Source organism: Bordetella bronchialis (assembly GCF_001676705.1).
GTDB lineage: Bacteria > Pseudomonadota > Gammaproteobacteria > Burkholderiales > Burkholderiaceae_B > Bordetella_C > Bordetella_C bronchialis.
On record NZ_CP016170.1, the window covers coordinates 4,426,155 to 4,452,469 of the forward strand.

Here is a 26,315-nt window from a genome sequence, read left to right on the forward strand (position 1 = left end):
GTCATGGCGGCAAGCACACGCGACGTCGTCCTTTCCGTGGAAGGACTCAAGACGTGGTTTCACAGCCGCGACGGCATCGCCAAGTCCGTGGACGGCGTCACCTTCGATCTGGCGCGCGGCGAGACGCTGGCCATCGTGGGGGAATCCGGTTCCGGCAAATCGGTGACCAGCCTGTCCATCATGGGCCTGCTGCCCAAGCCGGCCGGACGCATCGAGGCGGGCCACATCCGGTTCCGCGACCGCGGCGGCGCCGAGCACGACCTGGCGACGGCATCGGCGGCGCGCATGCGCGATATCCGCGGCAAGGAAATCGCCATGATCTTCCAGGAGCCCATGACCAGCCTGAACCCGCTGTACACCGTGGGCGACCAGATCGCCGAGGCGGTACTGCAGCATGAAGGCGGATCACGGGCGGCGGCGCTGAACCGCGCGCGCGAAATGCTGGAGCGCGTCGAAATCCCGGCCGCGGCGCGGCGCGTCAACGAATACCCGCACCAGATGTCCGGCGGCATGCGCCAGCGCGTGATGATCGCGCTGGCCCTGGCCTGCAATCCATCGGTGCTGATCGCCGACGAGCCGACGACGGCGCTGGACGTGACGGTGCAGGCGCAGATCCTGGACCTGTTGCGGCGCCTGCAGGCCGAACTGTCCATGAGCATCCTGTTCATCACGCACAACCTGGGCGTGGTGGCCGAGATCGCCCACCGCGTGGCGGTCATGTACGCCGGCCGTGTGGTAGAGGACGCCGACGTCTACGACCTGTTCGAACGGCCCAGCCATCCCTATACCCGCGGCCTGCTTTCCTGCATCCCCACCGATGCGCTGCTGGCCAGCGGCGAGCGGCTGCGCGCCATCCCGGGCAACGTGCCCAGCGTGCTCGCCCTGCCCGGCGGCTGTACCTTCGCCCCGCGCTGCGAGCTGGCCTCCGAAGCCTGCACGCGGGGGGTGCCGGAGCTGGCTGCCGTGCGCGGCGGACACCGCGCACGCTGCATCAAAGTGAATCCCGCATGATTGACGCCATGACCGACGCCACGACCCCTGCCCCCGAAACGGGCGCCGCCGGCCCCCGCCCCGCCAGTCCGCTGCTGCGCGTCGAAGACCTGCGCGTGCACTTTCCCACGTCCTCGCGGCGCGGCGCGCCCGTGGTCAAGGCCGTCGACGGCGTCAGCTTCGACGTGGGCCGCAACGCCATCGTCGGGCTGGTCGGCGAATCCGGCTCCGGCAAGACCACGACCGGCCGCGCCCTGTTGCGCCTGCTGCCCGCCACCAGCGGCCGCGTGCTGTTCGACGGCACGGACCTGAGCGGCTTGGACGAAAGCGCGATGCTGCCCTGGCGGCGGCGCATGCAGATCGTGTTCCAGGACCCCTATGCCAGCCTCAACCCCCGCATGACGGTGGCCCAGATCCTGGGCGAGGCCCTGGACACGCACAAGCTGGCGCGCGACCGCCGGCACGAACGCATCGCCGAGCTGCTGATGCGCGTGGGACTGAACGCGGACCACGCCCGGCGCTATCCGCACGAGTTTTCCGGCGGACAGCGCCAGCGCATCGGTATCGCCCGCGCCCTGGCGGTGGAGCCCGACTTCATCGTGGCCGACGAACCCGTGTCGGCGCTGGACGTATCGGTGCAGGCGCAGGTATTGAACCTGCTGCAGGACCTGCAGCGCGACCTGGGCCTGGCCATGCTGTTCGTGGCCCACGACCTGGCGGTGGTCAACTACCTGTGCGACGAGGTCGTCGTGCTGTACCTGGGCCGCGTGATGGAAAGCGGGCCGACGCGGCGCGTATACGCGGCGCCGCGCCATCCGTATACTCGCGCCCTGCTGTCGGCCGCGCCGGTGCCGGACCCGCGCGCGCCGCGCAACCGCATCCTGCTGAAGGGCGACATCCCCAGTCCCATGGACCCGCCTTCCGGCTGCGTGTTCCGCACCCGTTGCCCGCACGCCATCGATGCCTGCGCGCAGGCCGTTCCGCAAGCGCAGCCTGTCGGCGGCGGCCAGACGGTGGCCTGCCTGCGGGCCGACGAACTGGCCTGAGAACCGTCCCCGACCCGGCAGGTCTTCCGATTACGCCTGAAAACCCCATGACCCAGATCCGCGACATCGTCTACCAGATCCGCAGTTGCCGCGACACACTCAGCGCGACCGAACGCAAGGTGGCGGACGCCATCCTGGACGATATCGCCATGGCGGCCGGCGCCACCGTCGACCAGCTGGCGGGCAAGGCCGGCGTCAGCATCGCCACCATCTCGCGCTTCGCGCGGTCGGTCGGCTGCGACGACACCCGCGACCTGAAAATGAAGCTGGCCCAGGCCAGCGCCGTGGGCACGCGCTTCCTGGACCGCAGCGTACCGGCGGAGGAAAGCACCTTCTACGCGCGCATCTACGCCGACATCGAAAGCACCTTGCGCGCGCACCTGCCGCTGTATACGGAAACCCTGTTCGAGGACGCGATGGAGATCGTGCGCAATGCGCGCATGACCTATGTCTTCGGCATGGGCGGGGCCTCCGCGGTGCTGGCGCAGGAAATGCAATCGCGCCTGGTGCGCCTGGGCTATCCCGTGGCCGCCTACAGCGACGCCGTGCTGCTGCGCATGGTGGCCGCCACGCTGGACGAGCGCGACGCCGTGATCATGCTGTCGGCCTCCGGCCTGACGCCCGAAATGCTGTCGGGCGCCCGCATCGTCAAGCAGTACCGCGCCCGCATCGTCGCCCTGACCGACGCCACCGCGCCCTTGGCCGGACTGGCGGACGTGGTCATCCCCGTACGGACCGACGAAACCGACTTCATCTACAAGCCCTCGTCATCGCGGTACGCGATGATGCTGGCCATCGACCTGCTGGCCACCGAGCTGGCCATGGCGCGGCAGGACGAAACCCGCGACCGGCTGCGCCGCATCAAGCTGGCCCTGGACGAATACCGCGGCGGGCCGAATCGCCTGCCGCTTGGAGATTGACACGATGTACGACACCCTGATCGGCCCCGTCCGCGTGCTGGACGGCAGCGGGGCGGCCGAATTCCAGGCCAATGTGGCGCTGCGCGAAGGCCGCATCGCGGCCATCGGCGTGGCCGACGGCGCCGCGGCGCGCGCGCGCATCGACGGCCGCGGCCCCGACGGACGGCCGCGCGTGCTGGCGCCCGGCTTCATCGACGTGCACACGCACGACGACACCAACGTCATCCGCACGCCGGAGATGCTGCCCAAGCTGTCGCAGGGCGTCACCACGGTGGTGGTGGGCAATTGCGGCATCAGCGCCTCGCCGGTGCGGCTGCGCGGCGAGGTGCCGGACCCGATGAACCTGCTGGGGCAGGAAGGCGATTTCCAGTATCCCGCCTTCGCCGACTACACGGCCGCCGTCGACCGCGCCCGTCCCTCCGTCAACGTGGCCGCGCTGATCGGCCACACCGCCCTGCGCAACAACCACATGGACCGCCTGGACCGCGTCGCGACCCCGGCGGAGATCGACGCCATGCGGGCGCAGCTGCGCGACGCGCTGGCCCACGGCGCCATCGGCCTGAGCACGGGCCTGGCCTATGCATCGGCCTACAACGCCAGCACCGAAGAGGTCCAGGCCCTGGCCGAGGTCCTGGACGAGTTCGGCGCCCTCTACACCACCCACCTGCGCTCGGAATTCGCCGAAATCCTGGACGCCATGCAAGAGGCCTACGACGTGGCGCGGCACGCCCGCGTGCCCGTCGTGATCTCGCACCTGAAGTGCGCCGGCGCGGGCAATTGGGGGCGCACGACGGAAGTCCTGGCCAGCCTGGAGCGCGCCGGCCGCATGCAGCATGTGGGCTGCGATTGCTATCCCTATTCCGCCAGCTCGTCCACGCTGGACCTGAAGCAGGTGACCGACGATTTCGATATCGACATCACATGGTCCACCCCGCATCCCGAGCAGGCCGGCCGCAAACTGGCGGACATCGCGCGCGACTGGGACATGCCGCTGATGGACGCGGCACGCCGCCTGCAGCCCGCCGGCGCCGTGTACCACGGCATGCGCGAAGACGACGTGCGGCGCGTGCTGGCCCACCGGCTCACCATGATCGGATCCGACGGCCTGCCCAACGACCCGCATCCCCATCCCCGGCTGTGGGGCGCATTCCCGCGCGTGCTGGGCCATTACAGCCGCGACGTGGGTCTGTTCCCGCTGGCCGAGGCCGTGCACAAGATGACGGGCCTGTCGGCCGCCCGCTTCGGCCTGCGCGACCGCGGCCTGATACGCGAGGGCAATTGGGCCGACCTGGTGCTGTTCGATCCCGACACCGTCATCGACCGCGCCACCTTCGACGCGCCGCTGCAGACCTCCGCCGGCATCGACGGCGTATGGGTCAATGGCGCCCTATCCTATTGGCAAGGCGCGGCCACGGGCGACCGCGCCGGCCGCTGGCTGCCGCGCCAGGGCGACCTGCGCGGCGGCTTCCATCTCTTGAATCCCTGAGGAGTCTTCCATGAGCGATACCCCGAAACCCGACGCGAACGGCATCACGCGCTACGGCGCGGGCGGCAGCACCGGCGGCGGCGGCAGCCACATGCCCTTCGCGCGCGCGGTCGCCGCGGACGGCTGGCTGTACGTCTCCGGGCAGGTGCCCATGGAGGAAGGCGAGGTCGTCGAGGGCGGCATCGTGACGCAGTCGCACAAGGCCATCCAGCAGGTGCTGGCCATCCTGGCCGAAGCCGGCTACGGGCCCGAGCACGTGGTGCGCTGCGGCGTCTGGCTGGCCGACGCGCGGGATTTCGCGTCCTTCAACAAGGTGTTCAAGTCCTACTTCGGCGAGAACCCGCCCGCGCGTGCCTGCGTGGAGTCCCGCCTGGTGGTGGACGCCAAGGTCGAAGTGGACTGCGTGGCGTACAAGAAGCCCTGAAAGAAGCCCTTGAAAAAGCCCCCGAAACCGGGCCTTGAACGCAGGCCCTGGACGCACGCTCAGGCACGCGCCGGCGTGTCGCCGAACTCGTCCAGCAGCCGCCCGATCAAGGGATTGCGCGCATCCCGCCGGCTGACGCCGTAGGCGTCGGAGCGGGCGCGCGCATCCGCCAGCGGCCGGAACACCGCGCCGCGCAGGGCCGAATGCCGCAGCGCCTGCGGCACCAGCGCCACCCCCAGGCCCTGGGACACCAGCGATACCACCGCCAGCCAGTGGCGAGCCTCGTGCCGTACCTGCGGACGGAATCCGGCCTGCGCGCAGATCGACAGGATGCGATCGTGATAGTCGGGCGATACGCCCTGCCCGAACAGCACGAAGGGCTGGTCGCGCAGATCGCCGGCCCGCACGCCGGCCTTGCGCGCCAGCGGGTGCCGCGCCGGCAGGCAGCATACGAAGGGTTCCGACACCAGCAGGCGGCTCTCCAGTTCGTCGGGCATGCGGCTGGTGTGCACGAAGCCCAGGTCCAGGCGGTCGTGCATGAGCTCGGTGATCTGTTCGCCCGAGTTCATTTCCGTCAGCTTGATGCGCACGCCGGGATAGCGCGCCTGGAAATTGCGCAGCGCCTGCGGCAGCCCGCGATACAGCATCGCCCCGACGAAACCGATGCGCAGGTTGCCGACCAGCCCGGCGGCCGCGTCGCGGGCCTCCAGCGCGGCTTCCTCCGCCTGCGCCAGGATCTTGCGCGCCGACAGGCGCATGGCCTCGCCGGCCGGCGTCAGCCGCACCGCCTTGCTGTTGCGCTCGAACAGGCGCGCGCCGATGCTGTCCTCCAGCTGGCGTATCGCCACCGACAGCGGCGGCTGGGAAATCGCCAGCCGCGCCGCCGCGCGGCCGAAATGCAGCTCTTCGGCCAATACCGAGAAATAACGCAGATGGCGCAGTTCCATTCGATTGCCCCGGCCGATATATATATCGAATCGTACAAGACATATTCAATATTGGATCGCTATGGACGGCCCGCCTAGAATGCCCGGCATAACACCTATCAGGAGACGCCGGCATGCAGGCAGCCGTTCCCCATCCCGTACCGGACCGCCGTGGCGAAAACTTCTACGCCTGCGACGCGGAGCTGCAGCGCCTGCTGCCCCTGTACCTGCCGGCCGACCTGCTGCGCCACATGACGCCGCATTTCGACCGCCTGGGCGAACTGGCGGGCGGCAGGCTGGACGAACTGGCCGGCATCGCCGACCATCATCCGCCCACGCTGCAGGTGCGCAGCCGCAGCGGCCTGGACGAACAGCGGGTGCTCAAGCACCCCGCCTATGTGGAAATGGAACGGCTGGCGCTCAGCGAGTTCGGGCTGGGCGCGATGTCGCATCGCAACGAGACGCTGGGCTGGCAAGGTCCCATGCCGCCCATCGTCAAGTACGTCCTGACGTTTCTTTTCGTGCAGTCCGAGTTCGGCCTGTGCTGCCCGGTTTCCATGACCGATTCGCTGACGCGCACGCTGCGCAAGTTCGGCGACCCGGGCCTGGTGGAGCGCTACCTGCCGCGCCTGACGTCGCTGGACTTCGATGAACTGGCGCAGGGCGCGATGTTCATGACGGAGCAAGGCGCCGGCTCGGACATCGCCGCCACCGCCACGGAGGCGCGCCGCGACGAGAACGGCGCATGGCGCCTGTATGGCGATAAATGGTTCTGCTCCAACCCCGATGCCGACCTGGCCATGGTGCTGGCCCGGCCCGCGGGCGCGCCGGAAGGACTGAAGGGCGTGTCGCTATTCCTGCTGCCCCGCCACCTGGAAGACGGCAGCGCCAACGCGTACCGCATCATCCGCCTGAAGGACAAGCTCGGCACGCGGTCCATGGCCAGCGGCGAAATCCGCCTGGAAGGGGCGCTGGCCTATCTGGTGGGCGAGCCGGGGCGCGGCTTCGTGCAAATGGCGGACATGGTGAACAACTCGCGCCTGTCCAACGGCGTGCGCGCGGCCGGCTTGATGCGGCGAGCCGTCGCCGAGGCCGAATTCGTCGCGCGGGAACGGCGCGCCTTCGGCCGCCCGCTGCAGGACATGCCGCTGATGCGCCGCCAGCTGGACAAGCTGCGCGTGCCGGCCGAACAGGCCCGCACCATGGTGTTCCAGACCGCGCAGGCCCTGGCGCGCTCGGATGCGGGAGAGCCCGGCGCCTACGCGCTGCTGCGCATCCTGACGCCCCTGATCAAGTTCCGCGCCTGCCGCGACGCGCGCAAGGTGACCGGCGACGCGATGGAAGTCCGCGGCGGCTGCGGCTATATCGAGGAATGGAGCGATCCGCGCCTGCTGCGTGACGCGCACCTGGGCTCGATCTGGGAAGGCACCAGCAATATCGTCGCGCTGGACGTGATACGCGCGGTCAGGCGTGAGAACTCCCTGCCGGTGCTACGCGACCATAATCGCGTCCTGCTGGAGCAGGCAGAGCTGGCGCCCGCCTATGCGCAGGCGCTGTCCCAGGCGCTGGATGGCGCCTGCGCGCTGGCCGAAGCGGCCGCGCGCGAAGGCGGCGACGTCCTGGCACGGCAGGCGGCGTCGGCGCTGTACCACTGCACCACCGCCATCGCCATGAGCTGGGAAGCCTGGCGCACGGGATCGGCGGACCGCCTGCGCTGGGCGCAGCTGGCGCTGCGGCATCGGCTGCTGCCGCGCGATCCGCTCAGCCCCGAGGCCCTGCCCGGCGCGTGGGGTTGATACGTCCCGGGCAAGCAGCAACACGCACCACGACATCGAAGACCAAAACAACAAATCGGAGACAAGCATGTACAAGCGCACCTTCCTCACGCTGCTGTCCGCGGCCTGCGCCACGCTGGCGGGCCTGGCCGCCGGCACTGCCGCGGCCGAAACCTTCCCGTCCAAGCCCTTGACGCTGGTGATACCTTATCCGCCCGGCGGCCCCACCGACGCCATGGGCCGGACACTGGCCACGGAGATCTCGCAGTACCTGCCGCAACCCATGATCGTGGAGAACCGCGCCGGCGCCAACGGCAACATCGGCGCCGAATTCGTGGCGCGCGCGCAGCCGGACGGCTATACGCTGATGTTCGGCACCTCCGGCCCGCTGGCGATCAATTCCAGCCTGTACAGCCAGATCAACTACGACCCGGTCAAGAGCTATGCGCCGGTCATCCACGTCGGCTACCTGCCCAACATCCTGGTGGTGAATCCCAGCATCCCGGCCAAGACGGTGCCGGAACTGGTCGCCTATTCCAAGAGCCATCCGGGCAAGCTGGCCTTCGCCTCGTCCGGTACGGGCGCATCCTCGCATCTGGCCGGCGTGATGTTCAACGCCCTGGCGGGCACGGACTTCCTGCACATCCCGTACAAGGGCACCGGCCCGGCCCTGAACGATCTGCTGGGCGATCACGTGGCCATGAGCTTCACCGACGTGCTGACGGCCAAGCCTTTCGTGGAGTCCGGCAAGCTGCGCGCGCTGGGCGTCACCACGGCCACGCGTTCGCGCGCCCTGCCCCAGGTGCCGACCGTGGCCGAGCAGGGCTACCCCGGCTACGACGTCAGCGTGTTCTTCGGCATCGTGGCGCCCGCGGGCACGCCGCCCGACCGCATCGCCGTGCTGAACAAGGCCTTCGTCCAGGCGCTGAATTCCGACAAGGTCAAGGCGCTGTTCGCTGCGCAAGGCCTGGAATCCGCGCCGGACAGCACGCCGCAGGCCCTGGGCGCCTTCATCGCGCGGGAAAAAGCCAAGTGGGCCAAGGTGATCCAGTCTTCCGGCATACCGCTCAACTGACCGGGCCGGGCCCGCGCGACCGGCACGGGGCCCTGCCGAAAGTCCATTCCGGAGCAGTCCCATGATTTCCCACACCGCCGGCGCCCTGGCCGGCATCCGCGTCCTGGACATTTCCCGCATCCTGGGCGGCCCGTACTGCGGCCAGATACTGGGCGACCACGGGGCCGATGTGCTGAAGATCGAGCCGCCGCAAGGCGACGACACCCGCAGCTGGGGGCCGCCCTTCAAGGACGGCGTGGCCTCTTACTACATGGGCTTGAACCGCAACAAGCGCGTGCAGCACCTGGACCTGTCCAGCGCCGAAGGCCGCGACCGCCTGCTGCAGCTGCTGGAGCACGCCGACGTGCTGGTCGAGAACTTCAAGATCGGCACCATGGAGCGCTGGGGGATAGGCTACGACGCCCTGTCGCGGCGCTTTCCGCGCCTGGTCTGGTGCCGGGTTTCCGGCTTCGGCGCCGATGGCCCGCTGGGCGGGCTGGCCGGCTACGACGCCGCCGTGCAGGCCATGAGCGGCATCATGAGCGTCAACGGCGAGGCGGGCGGCGAACCGCTGCGCGTGGGCTTGCCCGTTGTCGATATGGTGACCGGACTGAATGCGGTGATCGGCGTGCTGCTGGCCCTGCAGGAACGCCATCGCAGCGGCAAGGGCCAGTTCGTCGAAACCACGCTGTACGACAGCGGACTGTCGTTGCTGCATCCCCATGCGGCCAACTGGTTCATGGACGGACGCCCGCCGCGCCGCACCGGCAACGCGCATCCCAACATCTACCCCTACGACACTTTTCGCACCGGCACCGACCCGCTGTTCCTGGCCATCGGCAACGACCGGCAATTCGCCACGCTATGCCAGGTCCTGGGCCGCCCCGAGCTGGCGGCCGACGAGCGCTTCGCCACGCCGGGTGGCCGCTCGACGCATCGCGCCGCGCTCAAGGCATTGCTGGAAGACGCCTTGTCCGGATTCGAGGCCGCCAGCCTGGTGGACCGCCTGATGGCGGCGAACGTGCCGGCCGCGCCGGTGCTGGACATGGATGCCGCGCTGTCGCATCCCCACACCGCGCACCGCGGCATGGTGGTGGACATCGGCAAGGACTATCGGGGCCTGGGAGCGCCGGTCAAGCTGAGCCGCACGCCGGCCACCTATCGCCATGCGCCCCTGACACCGGGCACGGATTTCGAAAGCGACTGAGGCGCGCGAACGGCGCCTACATATTCACCACATCCACGCCCTTGGGCGGCGTGAAGGTGAAATCCTGCGCGTTGATCCTGGGATTGGGGACGATGTTGGACAGGTCCACGCGCGTGGTCTGGCCGAAGGCATCCAGCAGTTCGATACGCGCGGGCTGGTTGTCCTTGAAGCCGATATCCACGCGCGAAAAACCCGCATCGGTGGTGCGCGGCTTGGCCCGCAGCCATTCCAGGCCATCGCGTGCCGGCAGGGCCGACACATCGAAGGACTGCTCCAGCGACCCCGACCCGAACAGAATGGCGGCCGGAGACGTACCGATGGCCTGGTCCACCTTGCGCACCGTGACCTGCGCCAGGTCCGGATCGTACTGGTAGACCTGCTTGCCGTCGGAAACGATCAACTGTTCATACGGCTTCTGCACGGACCACTTGAATCTGCCCGGGCGCTGGAAACTGAAGGTGCCGCTTTGCGGCGGCCGCGGCTGCGACTGCTGGCCGCCGGAGGTCGCTTGCGTGAAGGATCCGGTGGCCGCGGTCACGGACGCGACGAAGGCATGCAGCTGCTCCTGCGCCGTGGCGGCGTGGGCGGGCATGGGCAGCGCGACGCCCAGGGAGATGGCCGCCGCTGCCGCCAGCGCGGCAAGGCTATGGGATAGACGCATCATGCTTCCTCCCGCGCGGCGGCGGGGACAAGGATTTCGCGGTTGCCGTTGGACTGCATGGCAGAGACCATGCCGGCCTGTTCCATCTGTTCCAGCAGACGGGCGGCGCGGTTGTAGCCGATGCGCAGATGCCGCTGGACCAGGGAGATCGACGCGCGGCGATGCTTGAGCACGACCTCGCAGGCCTGGTCGTACATCGGGTCGGACTCGCTGTCGGTAAAGCCCGTGACGCTGCCCACGCCATCGCCGGTTTCGCCTTCCACACCGCCTTCCAGCAGGCCTTCGATGTAGTTGGGTTCGCCCTGGGCCTTCAGGTGCTCGACGACGCGGTGCACTTCGTCGTCGGAGACGAAAGCGCCGTGCACGCGCACCGGCAGCCCGGTACCGGGCGGCATATAGAGCATATCGCCCTGGCCCAGCAGCGTTTCCGCGCCCATCTGGTCCAGGATGGTGCGCGAGTCGATCTTGGACGACACCTGGAAGGCGATGCGCGTCGGGATATTGGCCTTGATCAGGCCGGTGATGACGTCCACGCTGGGACGCTGGGTGGCCAGGATCAAGTGGATACCCGCGGCCCGCGCCTTCTGCGCCAGGCGGGCGATGAGTTCCTCGATCTTCTTGCCGACCACCATCATCAGGTCGGCGAGTTCGTCGATCACCACCACGATGGTGGGCAGCGGCTGCAGCGGCTCGGGCTGGTCCGGCGTCAGCGAGAAAGGATTGGGGATGGGCTCTTCCCGCTTGATGGCGTCACGGATCTTGGTGTTGAAGCCGGCCAGGTTGCGCACGCCCATCTTGCTCATCAGGCGATAGCGTTTTTCCATTTCGGCCACGCACCAATTCAGCGCGTTAGCCGCCTGCCGCATGTCGGTGACCACCGGCGCCAGCAGGTGCGGGATGCCTTCGTAGACGCTCATTTCCAGCATCTTGGGGTCGATCAGGATCAGGCGCGTCTGCGCCGCCTCTGCCTTGTACAGCAGCGACAGGATCATGGCATTGATCCCCACGGACTTGCCCGAGCCGGTGGTGCCGGCCACCAGCAGGTGGGGCATCTTGGCCAGGTCCGCCACGACGGGGTTGCCGGCGATATCCTTGCCCAGCGCCATCGTCACGGTGGAGGCGCTGGCGTGGTACGTCTGCGATCCCAGGATTTCCGACAGCTTGACCATCTGGCGGCGCGGATTCGGCAGCTCCAGGCCCATCAGGTTCTTGCCCGGTATGGTTTCCACCACGCGGATGCTGACCAGGCTGAGCGCGCGCGCCAGGTCCTTGGCCAGGTTCACCACCTGGCTGCCCTTCACGCCGGTGGCGGGCTCGATTTCGTAGCGGGTGATCACCGGCCCGGCCTGCGCCGCCACCACGGTGACGCTGACGCCGAAATCGGCGAGTTTTTTCTCGATCAGCCGCGAGGTGAACTCGATGGTTTCCGCGGACACGGTTTCCTGCATGGCCGGCGGCGGATCGAGCAGGCTGATGGTGGGCAGGTCGCCCTCGCCTTCCTGCGGCGAGAACAGCGTCTGCTGCTTTTCGCGCTGGACGCGATCCGACTTGGGCACCACCGTGATGGCCGGCTCGATGCGCACGGGCTGCTCGTGCACCAGTTTTTCCTGCTTGGCCACGACTTGTTCTTCGCGCGCGGCCTGCGCGACTTCGCCCAGTTTGCGGTCCTGCCGCGCGTCCACAGAGGCGCGGGCGCGCCGCAGCAGGCCTTCGATGAAGCCGCCGACGCGTTCGGCGATGGTCAGCCACGAGAACGAAAAGAACAGGCTCAGGCCGATGGCCACCAGTACCAGGAATACCAGCGTGCCCCCGGTAAATCCGATGGCGCTGGACAGTTGCTGCGCCAGCGTGTGGCCGATGACGCCGCCGGCGCCGCTACCGCCGTCCGCGCTGCCGGGCAGATGCGTCCCCAACGTATACAGGCGCAGCGCTTCCAGCCCCATGGAGCCGACCAGCAGCATGCCGAAGCCCACGCCCTGCTCCCAGCGCACGCGCGGCAGGGGCTCGGCATTGCCGTTGGGGGCGCGCAGGTGGCCGGCCAGCCGGCGATAGCCGGCCCGCACGCGGTGCAGCAGCAGAACCACCCACCACCACGCGGAGAAACCGAACAGATAAAGCAGGATGTCGGCCAGGTAGGCGCCCAGCGTGCCGCCCTTGTTGTGCACCACGCCGGCGGGCACGGAATGCGACCAGCCCGGGTCCGCCGAGCTCCAGGTGGCCAGCACCAGCGTCAGCCACGCGGCCATGGCGGCGAAAAGTATCCACCGGGCTTCGCGCAGCAAAGAGGAAATTCGGGTCTGCAACGGCGACGGGCCGTTGCGCGTGTTGCGCGAAGCGCGCGGAGAAGCGGTTGAAATACGCGGCATAGGCCTCATTATAATTGGGCATCCACTTTGCCTAGCGTGCCCGATGACTACTCCCAAACATGCCCAACTGCTGATTCTCGGCTCCGGTCCGGCCGGCTATACCGCCGCGGTCTATGCCGCGCGCGCCAACCTGAAGCCGGTGCTGGTCACCGGCCTGGCGCAGGGCGGCCAGCTGATGACGACCACCGAAGTGGACAATTGGCCGGCCGATGCGCAAGGCGTGCAGGGCCCCGAACTGATGCAGCGTTTCCAGCAGCACGCCGAACGTTTTAACACTGAAATCGTGTTCGACCACATCGCCGGCGTGGATTTGACGCAACGGCCCTTTACCCTCACGGGCGACACGGGCAATGTCTACACCTGCGATGCCCTGATCATCGCCACCGGCGCGTCCGCCAAGTACCTGGGCCTGCCCACGGAACAGGCCTTCATGGGACGGGGCGTGTCGGGCTGCGCCACCTGCGACGGTTTCTTCTACAAGAACCAGGATGTCGTGGTGGTCGGCGGCGGCAACACCGCCGTGGAAGAAGCCCTTTACCTGTCGAACATCTGCCGTAGCGTCACCGTCATCCATCGCCGCGACAAATTCCGCGCCGAGCCCATCCTGATCGACCGCATGATGGACAAGGTCGAGAACGGCAACATGAAGCTGAAGCTGTTCTCCGAGCTGGAAGAAGTGCTGGGCGACGACAGCGGCGTGACGGGCGTGCGCATCCGCAACAACAAGAGCGGCCAGACGGAAGACCTGGCCGCGACCGGGGCCTTTATCGCCATCGGCCACCACCCGAACACGGACATCTTCCAGGGCAAGCTGGACATGAAGGACGGCTACATCATCACCAAGAGCGGCCTGTCCGGCATGGCGACGATGACCTCCGTCCCTGGCGTATTCGCCGCCGGCGACGTCCAGGACCACGTCTATCGCCAGGCCATTACCAGCGCGGCCACCGGCTGCATGGCGGCCCTGGACGCACAGCGGTGGCTGGAGAATGCGGGGCAATAAAGCCGGCCTGGCCGGCCTGAAGCGCCTGCACGAACAGGCGCAGGCACGGCGCCAGGAAGAGCAGGCGGCGGCCCGGCAAGCCCAGGCCCGGCAAGCCCAGGCGCGGGCAAGCGCCGGAACGCGGCTGGGGCGCGAATCCGCCGCGCGGGACGCCTCCGGGCAAGGCGCCGCTTCGCCCGATCCGGCCGACGATATGCGGACCTTCGAACAGGCCATGCGCGCGGTCACGCCCCTGCGCCCCAGCCAGCGGGTCGTGCACACCCACCGGCCGGATCCCGGCGACATCCCGGCGCAGCGCCGCGCGGCGGCGCTGGGCGAAACCGCCCGCCGGGCCGACGCCGGCGTGTCCGATGGCGACGTCGCCCACCTGCTTTCCGAGAACGGCACCGCCTACGTCCGCGCCGATGCGGCGCCGGACACCGCGCGCAGGCTGCGCCGCGGGGAATGGCAAGCGGGGGCCGAACTCGATCTGCACGGATTGCGCGTCGAACAGGCGCGGCATGCCGTGCTGTCCTTCATCGAGGAATGCCTGGAACACGGCATCCGCTGCGTGCGTATCGTGCACGGCAAGGGCTATGGCTCCGAAGGCCTGACGCCCGTGCTGAAGGACAAGGCGCGTACCTGGCTGGTGCAGAAGCCCGACGTCATCGCTTTTTCCGAGGCGCCCGAACGCGAAGGCGGTTCCGGCGCCCTGCTCGTGCTGTTGCGCCAGCGCGAAGAAGCACGCCGGTAGGGCGGCGGCTGTCCCGCGGCGGGCATCGAGCCCGCTCGATAAACCCCGAGGCCCCTCAGCGGATTGCGTCGGCCGCGCCCGCGACCGACGCCGTGGGCGTGGGCTCTCCCGCGGCCTGTTCCGCCACGGCCCGCCGGGGATCGCGCACATAATCCACCAGGGCCTCCGTGGCCGGGTCCGGGCGCGGCGTCAGCAACGACACCACGATGATGGCCAGGAAGGCCGCCGGCGCACCGAATATCCCCGCCGCGACGGGCTGTATGCCCCACCAAAGGTCCACCGCCTGGGTGGGTGGCACGCCGAAAACCAGTTCGCGCAGCCACGGATGGCTGTGCGCCATGTAGGTGAAGGTGACCGCCAGCCCCACGGCCATGCCCGCGGTAGCCCCCCATTTATTGGCCCGCTTCCAGAATATCCCCATCACCAGCGCCGGAAAGAAGGACGACGCGGCCACCGAAAACGCCGCCGACACCATGATGAGGATGTCGGCCGGCTTGCGCGCCGCCACCCAGGCCGCCGCGAAGGCCACCACCAGCAGCAGGGTCTTGGACACCATCACCCGCCGCGCCGCCGCCATGCGCGGGGAGATGACGCGATAAAGCATGTCATGGGACAGGGCGTTCGACAGGGTCAGCAGCAGGCCGTCGGCGGTGGACAGGGCCGCCGCCAGCCCGCCTGCCGCCACCAGGCCGGACACCACATAGGGCAGGCCGCCGATTTCCGGCGCGGCCAGCACGACCACATCGGCCCCCATATGGATTTCGCCCAACTGCACGATGCCGTCGCCGTTCACGTCCACCACGTCCACCAGCGAGGGGCTGATGGCGCTCCAGGCCGCGACCCAATCCGGCAAGGACGTATATCGCGCGCCCACAAGATCCGTATAGACCACGTATTTGACGAGTATCGCCAGCGCCGGCGCCAGCAGGTAAAGCAGCAGGATGAACAGCAGCGTCCAGCAGACGGAACGGCGCGCCGCGCCCACCGATGGCGTGGTGTAGGAACGCATCAGGATGTGGGGCAGCCCGGCGGTGCCCAGCATCAGGCATAGCACCAGGGCCAGGAAGTTGGCGCGCTGCGAGGCCTGGGTTTCCGGTGGCGCGCGGCTGTCCGGACTGGCGCGGGGCTCCACCGGCGGATAAGGCTGCACCGCCGGCACCGGGCGTTGCGCCCGTGCACGGAACTCCTGCCGGTCGCGGTACCAGCGGCTGCGGGCTTCCTCGACGGTGACCGGGTAGGCGTCCAGTTCTCGCTCGATGGAGCGGATCTCCAGCATGGGGGCGTCCGCCGCATTCAGCTGCGCCAGCCGCTGGCGCAGGCGTTCTTTCTCGCTGACCCACGAGCCGGGCAGCGTGCGCAGCAACTCGTCCATGCGATCGGCGCGCGCCAGCCATTCCTGGCGCACGGCGCGCTCGGCCGCATCGTCCGGCAAACGGCTTTCCTGGCGCACCACCTGTTCCAGCGCGACGCCGGCCGACATCTGCGGCAAGGCCATGCCCGTGAACTTGATCGACAGCCAGACCACGGGCACCACGTAGGCGATGATCAGGATGATGAACTGCCCCACCTGCGTCCAGGTCACCGCGCGCATGCCGCCCAGGAAGGAACACACCAGCATGCCGCCCAGGGCCAGGAAGATCCCCAGCTCGAAGGAAATGCCGGTCATGCGGGTGGTGATGATGCCCACGCCGTAGATCTGCGCGACCAGATAGGTAAAGGAACACAGGACGGCGCACGCCACGCCCGCCATGCGCGGCAGGTTGCCGCCATAGCGCGCGCCCAGGAAGTCCGGCAGGGTGTATTGGCCGAATTTGCGCAGATACGGCGCCAGCAGCAGGGCCACCAGCACATAGCCGCCCGTCCAGCCCATCACATAGGCCAGGCCCGCATAGCCGCTGACGTATAGCGTGCCGGCCACGCCCAGGAAGGACGCCACCGACATCCAGTCGGCGGCGGTCGCCATGCCGTTATAGAAGGCCGGCACCCGCCGGCCGGCGACGTAGTATTCGACCGGGTCCGAGGTCCGGCAGACGATGCCGATACCGGCATACAGGCTGAACGTCACCAGCAGGAAGACATAGCCGATCCAGTTGCGCGGCATGCCCAGCACTTCCAGCAGGGCCAGCACCAGGATCAGCAGGGCGAAACCGGCGGCGTACAGGACGTAGACGCGCCGCAGGCGCAGGTCCAGCTCGCTGGACGATTTGCCGTGCCCGGGCATCAGCCGCCCCAGTCCCGCCGCGCGGGCGCCGTGTCACGCATCCCCATCCGCGCCATTCATGATCCGCGCATAGGCGACGATGATCGCCAGGTAGCCCAGCGGCGCGCCATAGGCCGCCATCCAATACGAAAAGGGCCAACCCATGAAGGAGAACATCAGATCGCGGGCGAAATAGGCCGGCAGCAGGGTCAGGGCGCTCCACAGCGCCAGCAGCAGGAGGACCAGCCGTACGTTACGGCCCCACAATGGGGCGCGCGCGGGGCCGGCTGGCCCGTCGCCGTGGCCGGATGCGGAAGATCGCGATGTCGGCATATGCGCCATGACAGGGCCTTCTCGAGGTGCCGGCCCACACGCGGATAGCGCGAAAACCGGCGCCGGAATGCGACAACGGCTGGCACTTCCTGGTGCCAGCCGTTGTGCGTTTGCTTTTCTAGATACAGCTTTTCGTTATGTACCGGTGCCGCCCGGTCTTTATGCCCTCTTGGAGCATTTGTCTCCTCACCTGCATGGAACGGAATTCTGCACCATCTACGGGATTGAAACACTAGGGGTATGCCCTAGGACGGCGCATATTCCCCTATTACCGACGCACCATCATGGTGCGAACCCCCGTTTTTATATTTCCTTTACCCCCCTTCCCCCAAGCTTTATCCCGTTTTTACGGGCGTCTCCCTAACCTGCCGGTGTCCGCTGGCCCGCTGTCCCGCGCGTGCCGGCAGCGCCATTCGGGACCATCCCCGGGAGAAACCATGGACACCATTTTTATCGCCTCGTTTGCCGTCATGGCCGCGCTGACCCTGGCGCTGGTCGAATTCTGCGATGCCTTGCAGAAGGGAGACAAGTCATGAGCTGGCTTTACCTGATCAGCGGCGCGTTGGCGCTGTTCCTGTTCGTTTACCTGCTTATCGCCTTGTTCAAGCCGGAGAAATTTTGATGAACGCCCACTACCTGGGCCTGCTGGCTTTTTTCCTGGCGGTCCTGCTCCTGCTCGCGCCCTGGGTCGGGCGCTATATCCACGAAGTCATGGAAAACGACCGGTCCCGATGGTCGGCCTGGGGCCGCCCGGCCGAGCGGCTGATCTACAAGGTCGCCGGCGTCGATCCGGGTACCGAAATGGGATGGAAGCGCTATGCCGTCGCCGTCCTGCTGTTCAGCGTGCTGGGCTTCGTCGCGACCTATGTGCTGCAGCGCGCCCAATCCCTGCTGCCCCTGAACCCCGCGAACATGGGCGCCATATCGCCGGACTCTTCGCTCAACACGGCCATCAGCTTCGTGACCAATACCAACTGGCAAGGCTATGTCGGCGAAGGCACGATGAGCTACCTGACCCAGATGCTGGCGCTGACGGTACAGAACTTCCTGTCGGCGGCCACCGGGATCGCCGTGGTGCTGGCGCTGATCCGCGGCTTCGCGCGCCACAGCGCCGCGACGGTGGGCAACTTCTGGGTCGACATGGTGCGCGGCACGCTCTACGTGCTGCTGCCCATGTCCTTCGTGCTGGCCATCGTGCTGGTCGGCCAGGGCGTGATACAGACTTTCAGCCCCTACCAGGAGGCGCGCCTGCTGGAGCCGGTGACCTACTCCGCGCCCAAGGTGGATGCCGGCGGCCAGCCCGTGCTGGACGCCAAGGGGCAGCCCGAAACGCAGTCGATGACGGCGACCACCCAGACGATCGCCATGGGTCCGGTGGCCTCGCAGGAAGCCATCAAGATGCTGGGCACCAACGGCGGCGGTTTCTTCAACGCGAACTCCGCGCATCCCTACGAGAACCCCACGCCGCTGTCCAACTTCCTGCAGATCCTGGCGATGCTGATCATTCCAGCGGCGCTGTGCTTCACTTTCGGGCGCATGGTCGGCGACCGGCGGCAGGGCACGGCGGTGCTGGCGTCCATGGTCGTGTTGTTCATCGCCTTCGCGCTGACGACCGGCTACTACGAGTTCCAGGCCAACCCCATGCTGGCGCGGGCCGGCGCGGACAGCGGCGCCGCCGTGCTGTCGGCGGGCGGCAATATGGAAGGCAAGGAAGCGCGCTTCGGCATCGGCCCCACGGCCTTGTTCGCCACCGCGACCACGGCCGCGTCCTGCGGCGCGGTGGACGGCATGCACGACTCGTTCACGCCCATGGGCGGCTTCTCGCCCATGCTGCTGATGCAACTGAGCGAAGTCGTCTTCGGCGGCGTCGGCTCGGGCCTGTACAGCATGCTGGCCTTCGCCATCCTGGGCGTGTTCATCGCCGGCCTGATGATAGGACGGACGCCGGAATACCTGGGCAAGAAGATCGAGGCCTACGAGATGAAGATGACTTCCATCGTCATCCTGGCCGCGCCCTTGCTGGTCCTGGCCGGCACCGCGCTGGCGGTCTCGATGACAGCGGGCAAGGCGGGCGTGTTCAATCCCGGCACGCATGGTTTCTCCGAAATCCTGTACGCGCTGACCTCCGCGGCGAACAACAACGGCAGCGCCTTCGCCGGCCTGTCGGCGAATACGCCCTACTACAACAGCCTGCTCGGCATCGCGATGTGGTTCGGCCGCTTCGCCGTCATCGTGCCCATCCTGGCGATGGCCGGATCGCTGGCGGGGAAACGCCGCGTCCCCGTGGGCCCCGGCACCATGCCCACCACCGGCGCCCTGTTCGTCGTCCTCCTTATCGGTTCCGTCCTGCTGGTCGGCGCGCTGACCTACGTCCCCGCGCTGGCCCTGGGCCCCGTGGCGGAACACCTGCAACCTTGATCCAGGGCCCGAGCGGCCCGCAGGAATCCATTATGGCCAAGCATTCGAACAGCGACGCCCTGGCGGCCGTCGCTCCGCAAACCCTGCCGCATGACGCGACGGGCATGCCGCCGCCGCGCGACTTCCAGTTCTTCTCGCGGGCACTGGTCGGCCCGGCACTGGTGGACAGCCTGCGCAAGCTGGCGCCGTCCGCGCAGTTGAAGAACCCCGTCATGTTCGTCGTGTACGTGGGCAGCATCCTGACCACCTTCCTGTGGATCATGGCCCTGCGCGGCCAGGCCGAGGCCCCCGCGGGCTTTATTTTCGGCATCGCCGTATGGCTGTGGTTCACCGTCCTGTTCGCCAACTTCGCCGAAGCGCTGGCGGAAGGCCGCGGCAAGCAGCAGGCCGCCACGCTGCGCGGGCTGCGCACCACCATCACGGCGCGCGTGCTGCGCGACTTCCGCGACGCGGACGTGGCCGGCGCGCGGCCGGATGCCTATCGCGGCCGCGGCGTCACGCGGACCTCCGGCGACCTGCGCAAGGGCGATGTGGTGCTGGTCGAGGCCGGTGAAGTCATCCCGGGCGACGGCCTGGTCCTTGCCGGGGTGGCATCGGTGGACGAAAGCGCCATCACCGGCGAATCGGCGCCGGTGATACGCGAATCCGGCGGCGACTTTTCCTCGGTCACCGGCGGGACGCGCGTGCTGTCGGACTGGCTGTTCGTGCGCATCGCCGCCGATCCGGGCGAAAGCTTCCTGGACCGCATGATCTCCATGGTGGAAGGCGCCAAGCGCCAGAAGACGCCCAACGAGCTGGCGCTGACCATCCTGCTGGTAGGCCTGACGGTGGTCTTCCTGCTGGTCACCGTCACCCTGCTGCCCTTCTCGCTGTTCTCCGTGGAGATCGCCAAGGCGGGCCAGGTGGTGACCGTGACGGCCCTGGTGGCCCTGCTGGTCTGCCTGATCCCGACGACCATCGGCGGCCTGCTGTCGGCCATCGGCGTGGCGGGCATGAGCCGCATGATGCAGGCCAACGTGCTGGCCATGTCGGGGCGCGCGGTGGAAGCCGCCGGCGATGTCGACGTGCTGCTGCTGGACAAGACCGGCACCATCACCTTCGGCAACCGCCAGGCCTCGGCGCTGCTGCCCGCCCCCGGCGTGGCCCCGCGCGAACTGGCCGACGCCGCGCGCCTGGCGTCGCTGGCCGACGAAACGCCGGAGGGCCGCAGCATCGTGCTGCTGGCCGACAAGGCGCTGCATGCGCCGGCGCGGCCCATGGCCGGCCTGGAATTCGTTCCCTTCAGCGCCCATACGCGCATGAGCGGCGTGAACCAGGGCGAGCGCCAGATCCGCAAGGGCGCGGTGGACGCCATCCGGCAATGGCTGGCGGACAAGGGCGTGGCGATGGATCCGGCGGTGATCCGCGCGGCCGAGGACGTCGCCCGCCGCGGCAGCACGCCGCTGGCCGTGGCCGACGGCAGCCGCGTGATGGGCGTGGTTGAACTGAAGGACATCGTCAAGCCCGCCATCAAGGAACGCTTCGCCGAACTGCGCCGCATGGGCATCAAGACCGTGATGATCACCGGCGACAACAAGCTGACCGCCGCCTCCATCGCGGCCGAAGCCGGCGTCGACGACTACCTGGCGGAAGCCACGCCGGAGGCCAAGCTGAAACTGATCCGCTCCTACCAGGGCGAAGGCCGCCTGGTGGCGATGACGGGCGACGGCACCAACGACGCGCCCGCGCTGGCCCAGGCCGACGTGGCGGTGGCGATGAATTCCGGCACCCAGGCGGCCAAGGAAGCCGCCAACATGGTGGACCTGGATTCCAATCCCACCAAGCTGATCGAGATCGTCGAAATCGGCAAGCAGATGCTGATGACGCGCGGCGCCCTGACGACCTTCAGCGTGGCCAACGATGTGGCCAAATACTTCGCCATCATCCCGGCCGCCTTCGCCACGGTCTATCCGCAGCTGGGCGTGCTGAACGTCATGCACCTGGCCACGCCTTCGTCGGCCATCCTGTCGGCGGTCATCTTCAACGCACTGATCATCGTGGTGCTGATTCCGCTGGCGCTCAAGGGCGTGCGCTACCGCCCGCTGGGCGCGGACATCCTGCTGCGGCGGAACCTGTTCATCTACGGCCTGGGCGGCCTGCTGGTGCCCTTCGCGGGCATCAAGCTGGTCGACATGGTGCTGGCGGCGCTGGGCTGGGCCTGAGCGTCCGCCGGCATGGAAAAGGAAATCATCATGAACACCCAACACAAACCTTCCCCGCAAGGCGGCCTGCTGCGGCCCGCCCTGGCGGTCTTCGCCATCCTGACGGTGGTGACCGGCCTGGCCTATCCCTACGCCACCACCGGGGTATCGCAGCTGTTGTTTCCCCGCGAGGCCAACGGCTCGCTGATCGAGGCAAACGGCCAGGTCGTGGGCTCCACGCTGATCGGCCAGCAGTTCTCCGCGCCCAAGTACTTCTGGGGCCGCCTGTCGGCCACCGGGCCCATGCCGTACAACGCCTCGGCCTCCAGCGGCTCGAACCTGGGCCCGCGCAACCCGGCGCTGGCCGACGCGGCCAAGGCGCGCATCGATGCCCTGCGCACCGCCGATCCGGGCAATACCAGGCCCATCCCCGTGGACCTGGTCAGCGCCTCCGGCAGCGGGCTGGATCCCGACATCAGCGTCGCCGCGGCCGACTACCAGATCGCCCGCGTCGCCAAGGCCCGCAATATGAGCACGCTCGAAGTCGCCAAGCGCGTCGAGGCGCACACGCGGCGTCCCTTCTTCGGCCTGCTGGGCGAGCCGGTGGTCAACGTGCTGGCCTTGAACCTGGACCTGGACGGCCTGAAGGCCACGCGGTAACGCGGCCGGCGTATAGTGGCGCTGTCCGTACCCCGACGACACCATGCCCACCTCCGATCCGCGACGCCCCGATCCCGACGCCCTGCTGCGCGACATCGACGGGGCGGCGCAGCGTGCCGCGCGCGGCCGCCTGCGGCTGTATTTCGGCGCCTCGGCGGGGGTGGGCAAGACCTACGCCATGCTGGCGGCCGCCGCGGCCCAGCGGGCCCTGGGCGTGAACGTACTGGCGGGCATCGTCGAAACCCATGGCCGGCGGGAAACCGCCGCGCTGCTGGACGGCATCCCGCTGCTGCCGCGCGTGGACCACGCCTATCGCGGCCATGTATTGCAGGAATTCGACCTGGATGCGGCGCTGGCGCGGCGGCCCGCGCTGGTGCTGGTCGACGAACTGGCCCATTCCAACGCACCGGGCGCGCGCCATGCCAAACGCTGGCAGGACGTGGAGGAACTTCTGGCGGCCGGCATCGACGTCTGGAGCACGCTCAACGCGCAGCACCTGGAAAGCCTGAACCAGGCCGTGGGCAGCATCACCGGCATCCCGGTCTGGGAGACCGTGCCCGACCGCCTGTTCGACGCCGCCGATGAAGTCGTGCTGGTGGACCTGCCGCCGGACGAATTGCTGCGCCGGCTGCGCGACGGCAAGGTGTACATGCCGGAACAGGCACGCCATGCGGCGCGCAATTTCTTCCGCAAGGGCAACCTGATCGCGCTGCGCGAGCTGGCGCTGCGCCGCATGGCCGAACGGGTCGACGACGACGTCCAGGCCTACCGCCGCGACCGCGCGGTGGAAACGGTATGGCGCACCCGCGAAGCGGTGGTGGCCTGCCTGGGCGCGGACGCGGAGGCCGAATACGTGGTGCGGGCCGCGCACCGCCTGGCGCAGCAGCTGGACGCCGACCTGCACGTCGTCACGGTGGAGACCCCCGCCCTGGTGGCGCCGTCCGCGGCGCAGCGGCTGGCCTTGCAGGCGGCGCTGGCCGCCGCGCGCGAGCTGGACGCGCGCGTCGAAACCCTGGGCGGCGCCGATATGGTGGACGCGCTGGTCGCCTATGTGCGCCGCCACAACATCACCAAGGCCGTGATCGGCCGCACCCGCGCCGCCCGCGGCCGCGGCCTGGGCGGCCGTTGGGGCGCTTGGATGGCCTCGCTGCTGTCGCCGGCAGGCCTGTGGCGGCGGCGCAGCTTTGCCGACCTGCTGGCCGCGGGTTGCCCGGAGCTGGACATCGTCCGCCTGGCCGCGCCCTCGCAACCGGCGTCGGGCCGCGCCCCCGCCATGCGGCTGGGCGCGCCGCGGCCCGACGCGGTGGCGCCGCGGGCCGCGCCGGCCGCGGCGCGCCCGCGCCTGGACGGCTACGCCTGGGCCTGCGCGTACTGCGCCATCGCCACGGCGATTTCGATGGCCGCCTTTCCCACCCTGCACCAGACCAATATCGCCATGTTCTACCTGCTGGCCGTCATGGCGGTATCGCTGCGCCACGGCCGCGGCCCGGCCGCGCTGGCCTCGGTGATCAGCGTGGCGGCATTCGATTTCTTCTTCGTGCAGCCCCTGCGGTCATTCGAGGTCTCGGACGTCCAGTACCTGGTGACATTTTTCGTGCTGCTGGCGGTCGGCCTGCTGATCGGCCAGCTGACCGCCGGCCTGCGCCTGCTGGCCTTATCGTCAGCGCGCCGCGAAAGCGTGGCGCGCGGCCTGTACGAATTCGCGCGGGACCTGTCCTCTTCGCTGCTGCCCGAACAAATCGTCGCGTCGGCATCCTCGTATGTGAACGCGGCCTTCGGCACGTCATGCGTCCTGCTGTTGATGGGCGAGGACGACCGCCTGTCCCCCGTCGGCGACACGCCCCTGCAGGTCGAGGCCGCGCTGGCGCAATGGGTGTTCGACCATGGCCAGCCCGCCGGCTGCGGTACCAACACGCTGTCCAGCAGCACCCTGCTGTACCTGCCCCTGAAGGCGCCCATGCGCACGCGCGGCGTCCTGGTGCTGCAGCCGCCAGGCGGCGCGGCCTTCATGACATCGGAGGACCGACCGCACCTGGACGCCTATGCCACGCTGATCGCCATCGCCATCGAGCGCGTGCACTATGTCGAGGTCGCGCAGCAGGCGCTGGTCCACATGGCGTCGGAAAAGCTGCGCAGCTCGCTGCTGTCGGCCATTTCGCACGACCTGCGCACGCCCCTGACCAGCCTGGTGGGCATGACCGACACCCTGCTGCGCGAACCGGCCGCGCTGGCGCCGGCCCAGCGCGAGATCGCCCAGGCCATGCGCGAGCAGGCGCGGCGCATGCACGCCATGGTGATCAACCTGCTCGACATGGCGCGCCTGCAGAACCGCGAAGTCACCCTGCGCAAGGAATGGCAGTCGATGGAGGAGCTGGTCGGCGCGGCCATCGCCGAGATGCGCGATCCGCTGCGCCAGCACATCGTTTCGGTCGCGCCCTTGTCGGACCTGCCTTTGGTCGAATGCGACGGCGTGCTCATCCAGCGAGTGCTGTGCAACCTGCTCGAGAACGCCGGCAAGTACACGCCGCCCGGCAGCCATGTGCACATCGACGCCATCGCCCGCGACAAGGAACTGCTGGTGCGCGTCGCCGATGACGGCGCGGGTGTGCCCGCGGGCCAGGAAAAAGCCATCTTCGAAAAATTCGAGCGCGGCCAGCGCGAATCCGCCACCCCGGGCGCGGGGCTGGGCCTGGCGGTTTGCGACGCCATCGTGCAGGCGCACCAGGGGCGCATCTGGGTAGAGACCGGGGATCCGCCCTATTCCGGCGCGCGCTTCGTCCTGGCCCTGCCCCTGGCGCAGGCGCCCGCCATCGCGCCGGAGCCCTCGGCCCCGTCCATGGGCGATCCGGCCGCGCCGGCGTGCCAGGCCATCCCGCATATCGAATGACAGGAAGCACATGTTCGATTTCCAACCGACCGTCCTGCTGATCGAGGACGACGCCAACATCCGGCGCTTCGTCCGCACCGCCCTGCAAGGCGAAGGCTGCGCCGTCTTCGAGGCCGAAACCGTGCAGCGGGGCCTGATCGAGGCCGGCACCCGCCAGCCGGACGCGGTCATCCTGGACCTGGGCCTGCCCGACGGCGACGGCATGACGCTGATGCGCGAATTGCGCACATGGACCGAGGTGCCCGTGCTGGTGCTTTCCGCACGCACCGCGGAAACCGACAAGATCGCCGCCCTGGACGCCGGGGCCGACGATTACCTGGTCAAGCCCTTCGGCGTGGGCGAACTGCTGGCGCGGCTGCGCGTGCTGCTGCGCCGGCATGCGCGCGGCGGCGCGGGCAATCCCGCGGAAATCAGCTTCGGCGATGTACAGGTCGATTTTTCCCGCCGCGTCGTGCAACGCAAGGGCCAGCACGTCCATCTGACCGGCATGGAATATCGCCTGCTGGCCGCGCTGATCGCGCATCGCGGCAAGGTCATGACCCACCGCGAATTGCTGCGCGAGGTATGGGGACCTTCGCATGTGGAAAGCAGCCACTACCTGCGCATCTACATGGGCCATCTGCGGCAGAAACTGGAGGCCGACCCGGCCCAGCCGGTATTCCTGCTGACCGAGGTGGGTGTGGGATACCGCTTCGCCGGCTGAAGCCGGCCGGCTGGATACGCGCACGGGCCCGCGCCGCCACGCCCGCCACGTGGGTCCCGATGGCGATGCTCGGCCGCCATCACCCGTCATGCGGCGGCGCCTGTGCACGCGGCCGCCCTTTATAGAGTCCTTATATCGCGGCGCCGTCTTTTGAGTCGCCGTTTACGCGTTTCTCCCTATCGTTGCGCTTCTTTCGCAATCGCGCAAACAGGAGAATCGCATGCGCCTCGCCCGCCCCCTGCCACCGGCACGGCAATCCCACACCCGCCTCATCGCCACGCGGCGACGGTCCTTCGGCGCGGCCAGGACAGCCGTCAGCGTACGTTTGCTGGCCGCCGCCGTG

Annotated in this window: 21 protein-coding genes; 16 read left to right on the forward strand and 5 right to left on the reverse strand. The window is 68.6% G+C overall.

The annotated features are described in order from the left end of the window. Positions 1 to 3 precede the first annotated feature (3 nt). From BAU06_RS19505 to BAU06_RS19525, 5 genes are read left to right on the forward strand one after another with little or no spacing between them, the layout of a single operon-like run. The gene (locus BAU06_RS19505; RefSeq protein WP_066353852.1) at positions 4 to 1,011 is read left to right on the forward strand and encodes an ABC transporter ATP-binding protein; all 1,008 of its coding nucleotides are present in this window, start codon (positions 4 to 6) and stop codon (positions 1,009 to 1,011) included. 8 nt (positions 1,012 to 1,019) lie between these two features. Next, positions 1,020 to 2,036, forward strand: coding sequence for an ABC transporter ATP-binding protein (locus tag BAU06_RS19510; RefSeq protein ID WP_066353858.1), 1,017 nt, complete (start codon positions 1,020 to 1,022; stop codon positions 2,034 to 2,036). Between the two features lie 47 nt (positions 2,037 to 2,083). Next, the gene (locus BAU06_RS19515; protein WP_066353861.1) at positions 2,084 to 2,956 is read left to right on the forward strand and encodes a MurR/RpiR family transcriptional regulator; all 873 of its coding nucleotides are present in this window, start codon (positions 2,084 to 2,086) and stop codon (positions 2,954 to 2,956) included. 4 nt (positions 2,957 to 2,960) lie between these two features. Then, entirely contained in the window at positions 2,961 to 4,442 is a 1,482-nt protein-coding gene (locus tag BAU06_RS19520) for an N-acyl-D-amino-acid deacylase family protein (RefSeq protein ID WP_066353863.1), read from the forward strand. A 10-nt stretch (positions 4,443 to 4,452) separates the two neighbouring features. Then, positions 4,453 to 4,866, forward strand: a complete 414-nt coding sequence (locus BAU06_RS19525) for a RidA family protein (protein WP_066353865.1) — start codon at positions 4,453 to 4,455, stop codon at positions 4,864 to 4,866. Between the two features lie 59 nt (positions 4,867 to 4,925). Here the strand turns inward: BAU06_RS19525 and BAU06_RS19530 are convergent, their stop codons facing one another. Further along, entirely contained in the window at positions 4,926 to 5,813 is an 888-nt protein-coding gene (locus tag BAU06_RS19530) for a LysR family transcriptional regulator (protein WP_066353867.1), read from the reverse strand. Positions 5,814 to 5,926: 113 nt separating this feature from the next. Between BAU06_RS19530 and BAU06_RS19535 the strand changes: the two genes are divergently transcribed. From BAU06_RS19535 to BAU06_RS19545, 3 genes are all read left to right on the forward strand, one after another. After that, complete coding sequence (locus tag BAU06_RS19535) at positions 5,927 to 7,588, forward strand: acyl-CoA dehydrogenase family protein (protein WP_066353868.1); 1,662 nt, start codon at positions 5,927 to 5,929, stop codon at positions 7,586 to 7,588. Positions 7,589 to 7,655: 67 nt separating this feature from the next. Then, positions 7,656 to 8,642 (forward strand): Bug family tripartite tricarboxylate transporter substrate binding protein, encoded by a 987-nt coding sequence (locus tag BAU06_RS19540; RefSeq protein WP_066353869.1) that lies wholly within the window; start codon positions 7,656 to 7,658, stop codon positions 8,640 to 8,642. Positions 8,643 to 8,703: 61 nt separating this feature from the next. Beyond that, complete coding sequence (locus BAU06_RS19545; protein ID WP_415834922.1) at positions 8,704 to 9,828, forward strand: CaiB/BaiF CoA transferase family protein; 1,125 nt, start codon at positions 8,704 to 8,706, stop codon at positions 9,826 to 9,828. Between the two features lie 16 nt (positions 9,829 to 9,844). Here BAU06_RS19545 and lolA read toward each other — a convergent pair whose 3' ends face one another. Both lolA and BAU06_RS19555 read right to left on the reverse strand, forming a co-directional pair. After that, entirely contained in the window at positions 9,845 to 10,492 is a 648-nt protein-coding gene (lolA, locus tag BAU06_RS19550) for an outer membrane lipoprotein chaperone LolA (protein ID WP_066353873.1), read from the reverse strand. Then, positions 10,489 to 12,855 carry a DNA translocase FtsK gene (locus tag BAU06_RS19555; protein ID WP_156770288.1) on the reverse strand — a complete coding sequence of 789 codons (2,367 nt, stop codon included), beginning with the start codon at positions 12,853 to 12,855 and terminating at the stop codon, positions 10,489 to 10,491. Before BAU06_RS19555 ends, lolA begins: the two co-directional genes overlap by 4 nt. 43 nt (positions 12,856 to 12,898) lie before the next feature. On the opposite strand from BAU06_RS19555, the gene trxB reads away from it, so the two are divergent. Together trxB and BAU06_RS19565 are read left to right on the forward strand one after the other, a co-directional pair. After that, a complete protein-coding gene (gene trxB, locus BAU06_RS19560) occupies positions 12,899 to 13,858 on the forward strand; it encodes a thioredoxin-disulfide reductase (protein WP_066353877.1) in 960 nt (319 codons plus the stop codon). After that, a complete protein-coding gene (locus tag BAU06_RS19565; protein ID WP_066353879.1) occupies positions 13,845 to 14,591 on the forward strand; it encodes a Smr/MutS family protein in 747 nt (248 codons plus the stop codon). The genes trxB and BAU06_RS19565 overlap by 14 nt, the downstream gene beginning before the upstream one ends. Before the next feature lie 55 nt (positions 14,592 to 14,646). On the opposite strand, the gene BAU06_RS19570 is transcribed toward BAU06_RS19565, so the two are convergent. Both BAU06_RS19570 and BAU06_RS19575 read right to left on the reverse strand, forming a co-directional pair. After that, positions 14,647 to 16,812, reverse strand: coding sequence for a sodium:solute symporter family protein (locus BAU06_RS19570; RefSeq protein WP_082993750.1), 2,166 nt, complete (start codon positions 16,810 to 16,812; stop codon positions 14,647 to 14,649). 33 nt (positions 16,813 to 16,845) lie between these two features. Beyond that, a complete protein-coding gene (locus tag BAU06_RS19575; RefSeq protein WP_066359393.1) occupies positions 16,846 to 17,124 on the reverse strand; it encodes a DUF4212 domain-containing protein in 279 nt (92 codons plus the stop codon). Positions 17,125 to 17,656: 532 nt separating this feature from the next. On the opposite strand from BAU06_RS19575, the gene kdpF reads away from it, so the two are divergent. The 6 genes from kdpF to kdpE are packed head-to-tail and all read left to right on the forward strand — an operon-like array spanning position 17,657 to position 25,972. Next, positions 17,657 to 17,746, forward strand: a complete 90-nt coding sequence (kdpF, locus tag BAU06_RS19580; protein ID WP_066353881.1) for a K(+)-transporting ATPase subunit F — start codon at positions 17,657 to 17,659, stop codon at positions 17,744 to 17,746. After that, a complete protein-coding gene (gene kdpA / locus BAU06_RS19585) occupies positions 17,746 to 19,542 on the forward strand; it encodes a potassium-transporting ATPase subunit KdpA (RefSeq protein ID WP_066353882.1) in 1,797 nt (598 codons plus the stop codon). Before kdpF ends, kdpA begins: the two co-directional genes overlap by 1 nt. Before the next feature lie 32 nt (positions 19,543 to 19,574). After that, positions 19,575 to 21,743 (forward strand): potassium-transporting ATPase subunit KdpB, encoded by a 2,169-nt coding sequence (kdpB, locus tag BAU06_RS19590; protein WP_082988342.1) that lies wholly within the window; start codon positions 19,575 to 19,577, stop codon positions 21,741 to 21,743. A 30-nt stretch (positions 21,744 to 21,773) separates the two neighbouring features. Further along, complete coding sequence (gene kdpC / locus BAU06_RS19595) at positions 21,774 to 22,382, forward strand: potassium-transporting ATPase subunit KdpC (protein ID WP_066359397.1); 609 nt, start codon at positions 21,774 to 21,776, stop codon at positions 22,380 to 22,382. 43 nt (positions 22,383 to 22,425) lie between these two features. Beyond that, entirely contained in the window at positions 22,426 to 25,269 is a 2,844-nt protein-coding gene (locus tag BAU06_RS19600) for a sensor histidine kinase (protein ID WP_066353883.1), read from the forward strand. 10 nt (positions 25,270 to 25,279) lie between these two features. Then, a complete protein-coding gene (gene kdpE / locus BAU06_RS19605) occupies positions 25,280 to 25,972 on the forward strand; it encodes a two-component system response regulator KdpE (protein WP_066353886.1) in 693 nt (230 codons plus the stop codon). Positions 25,973 to 26,315: the final 343 nt, after the last annotated feature.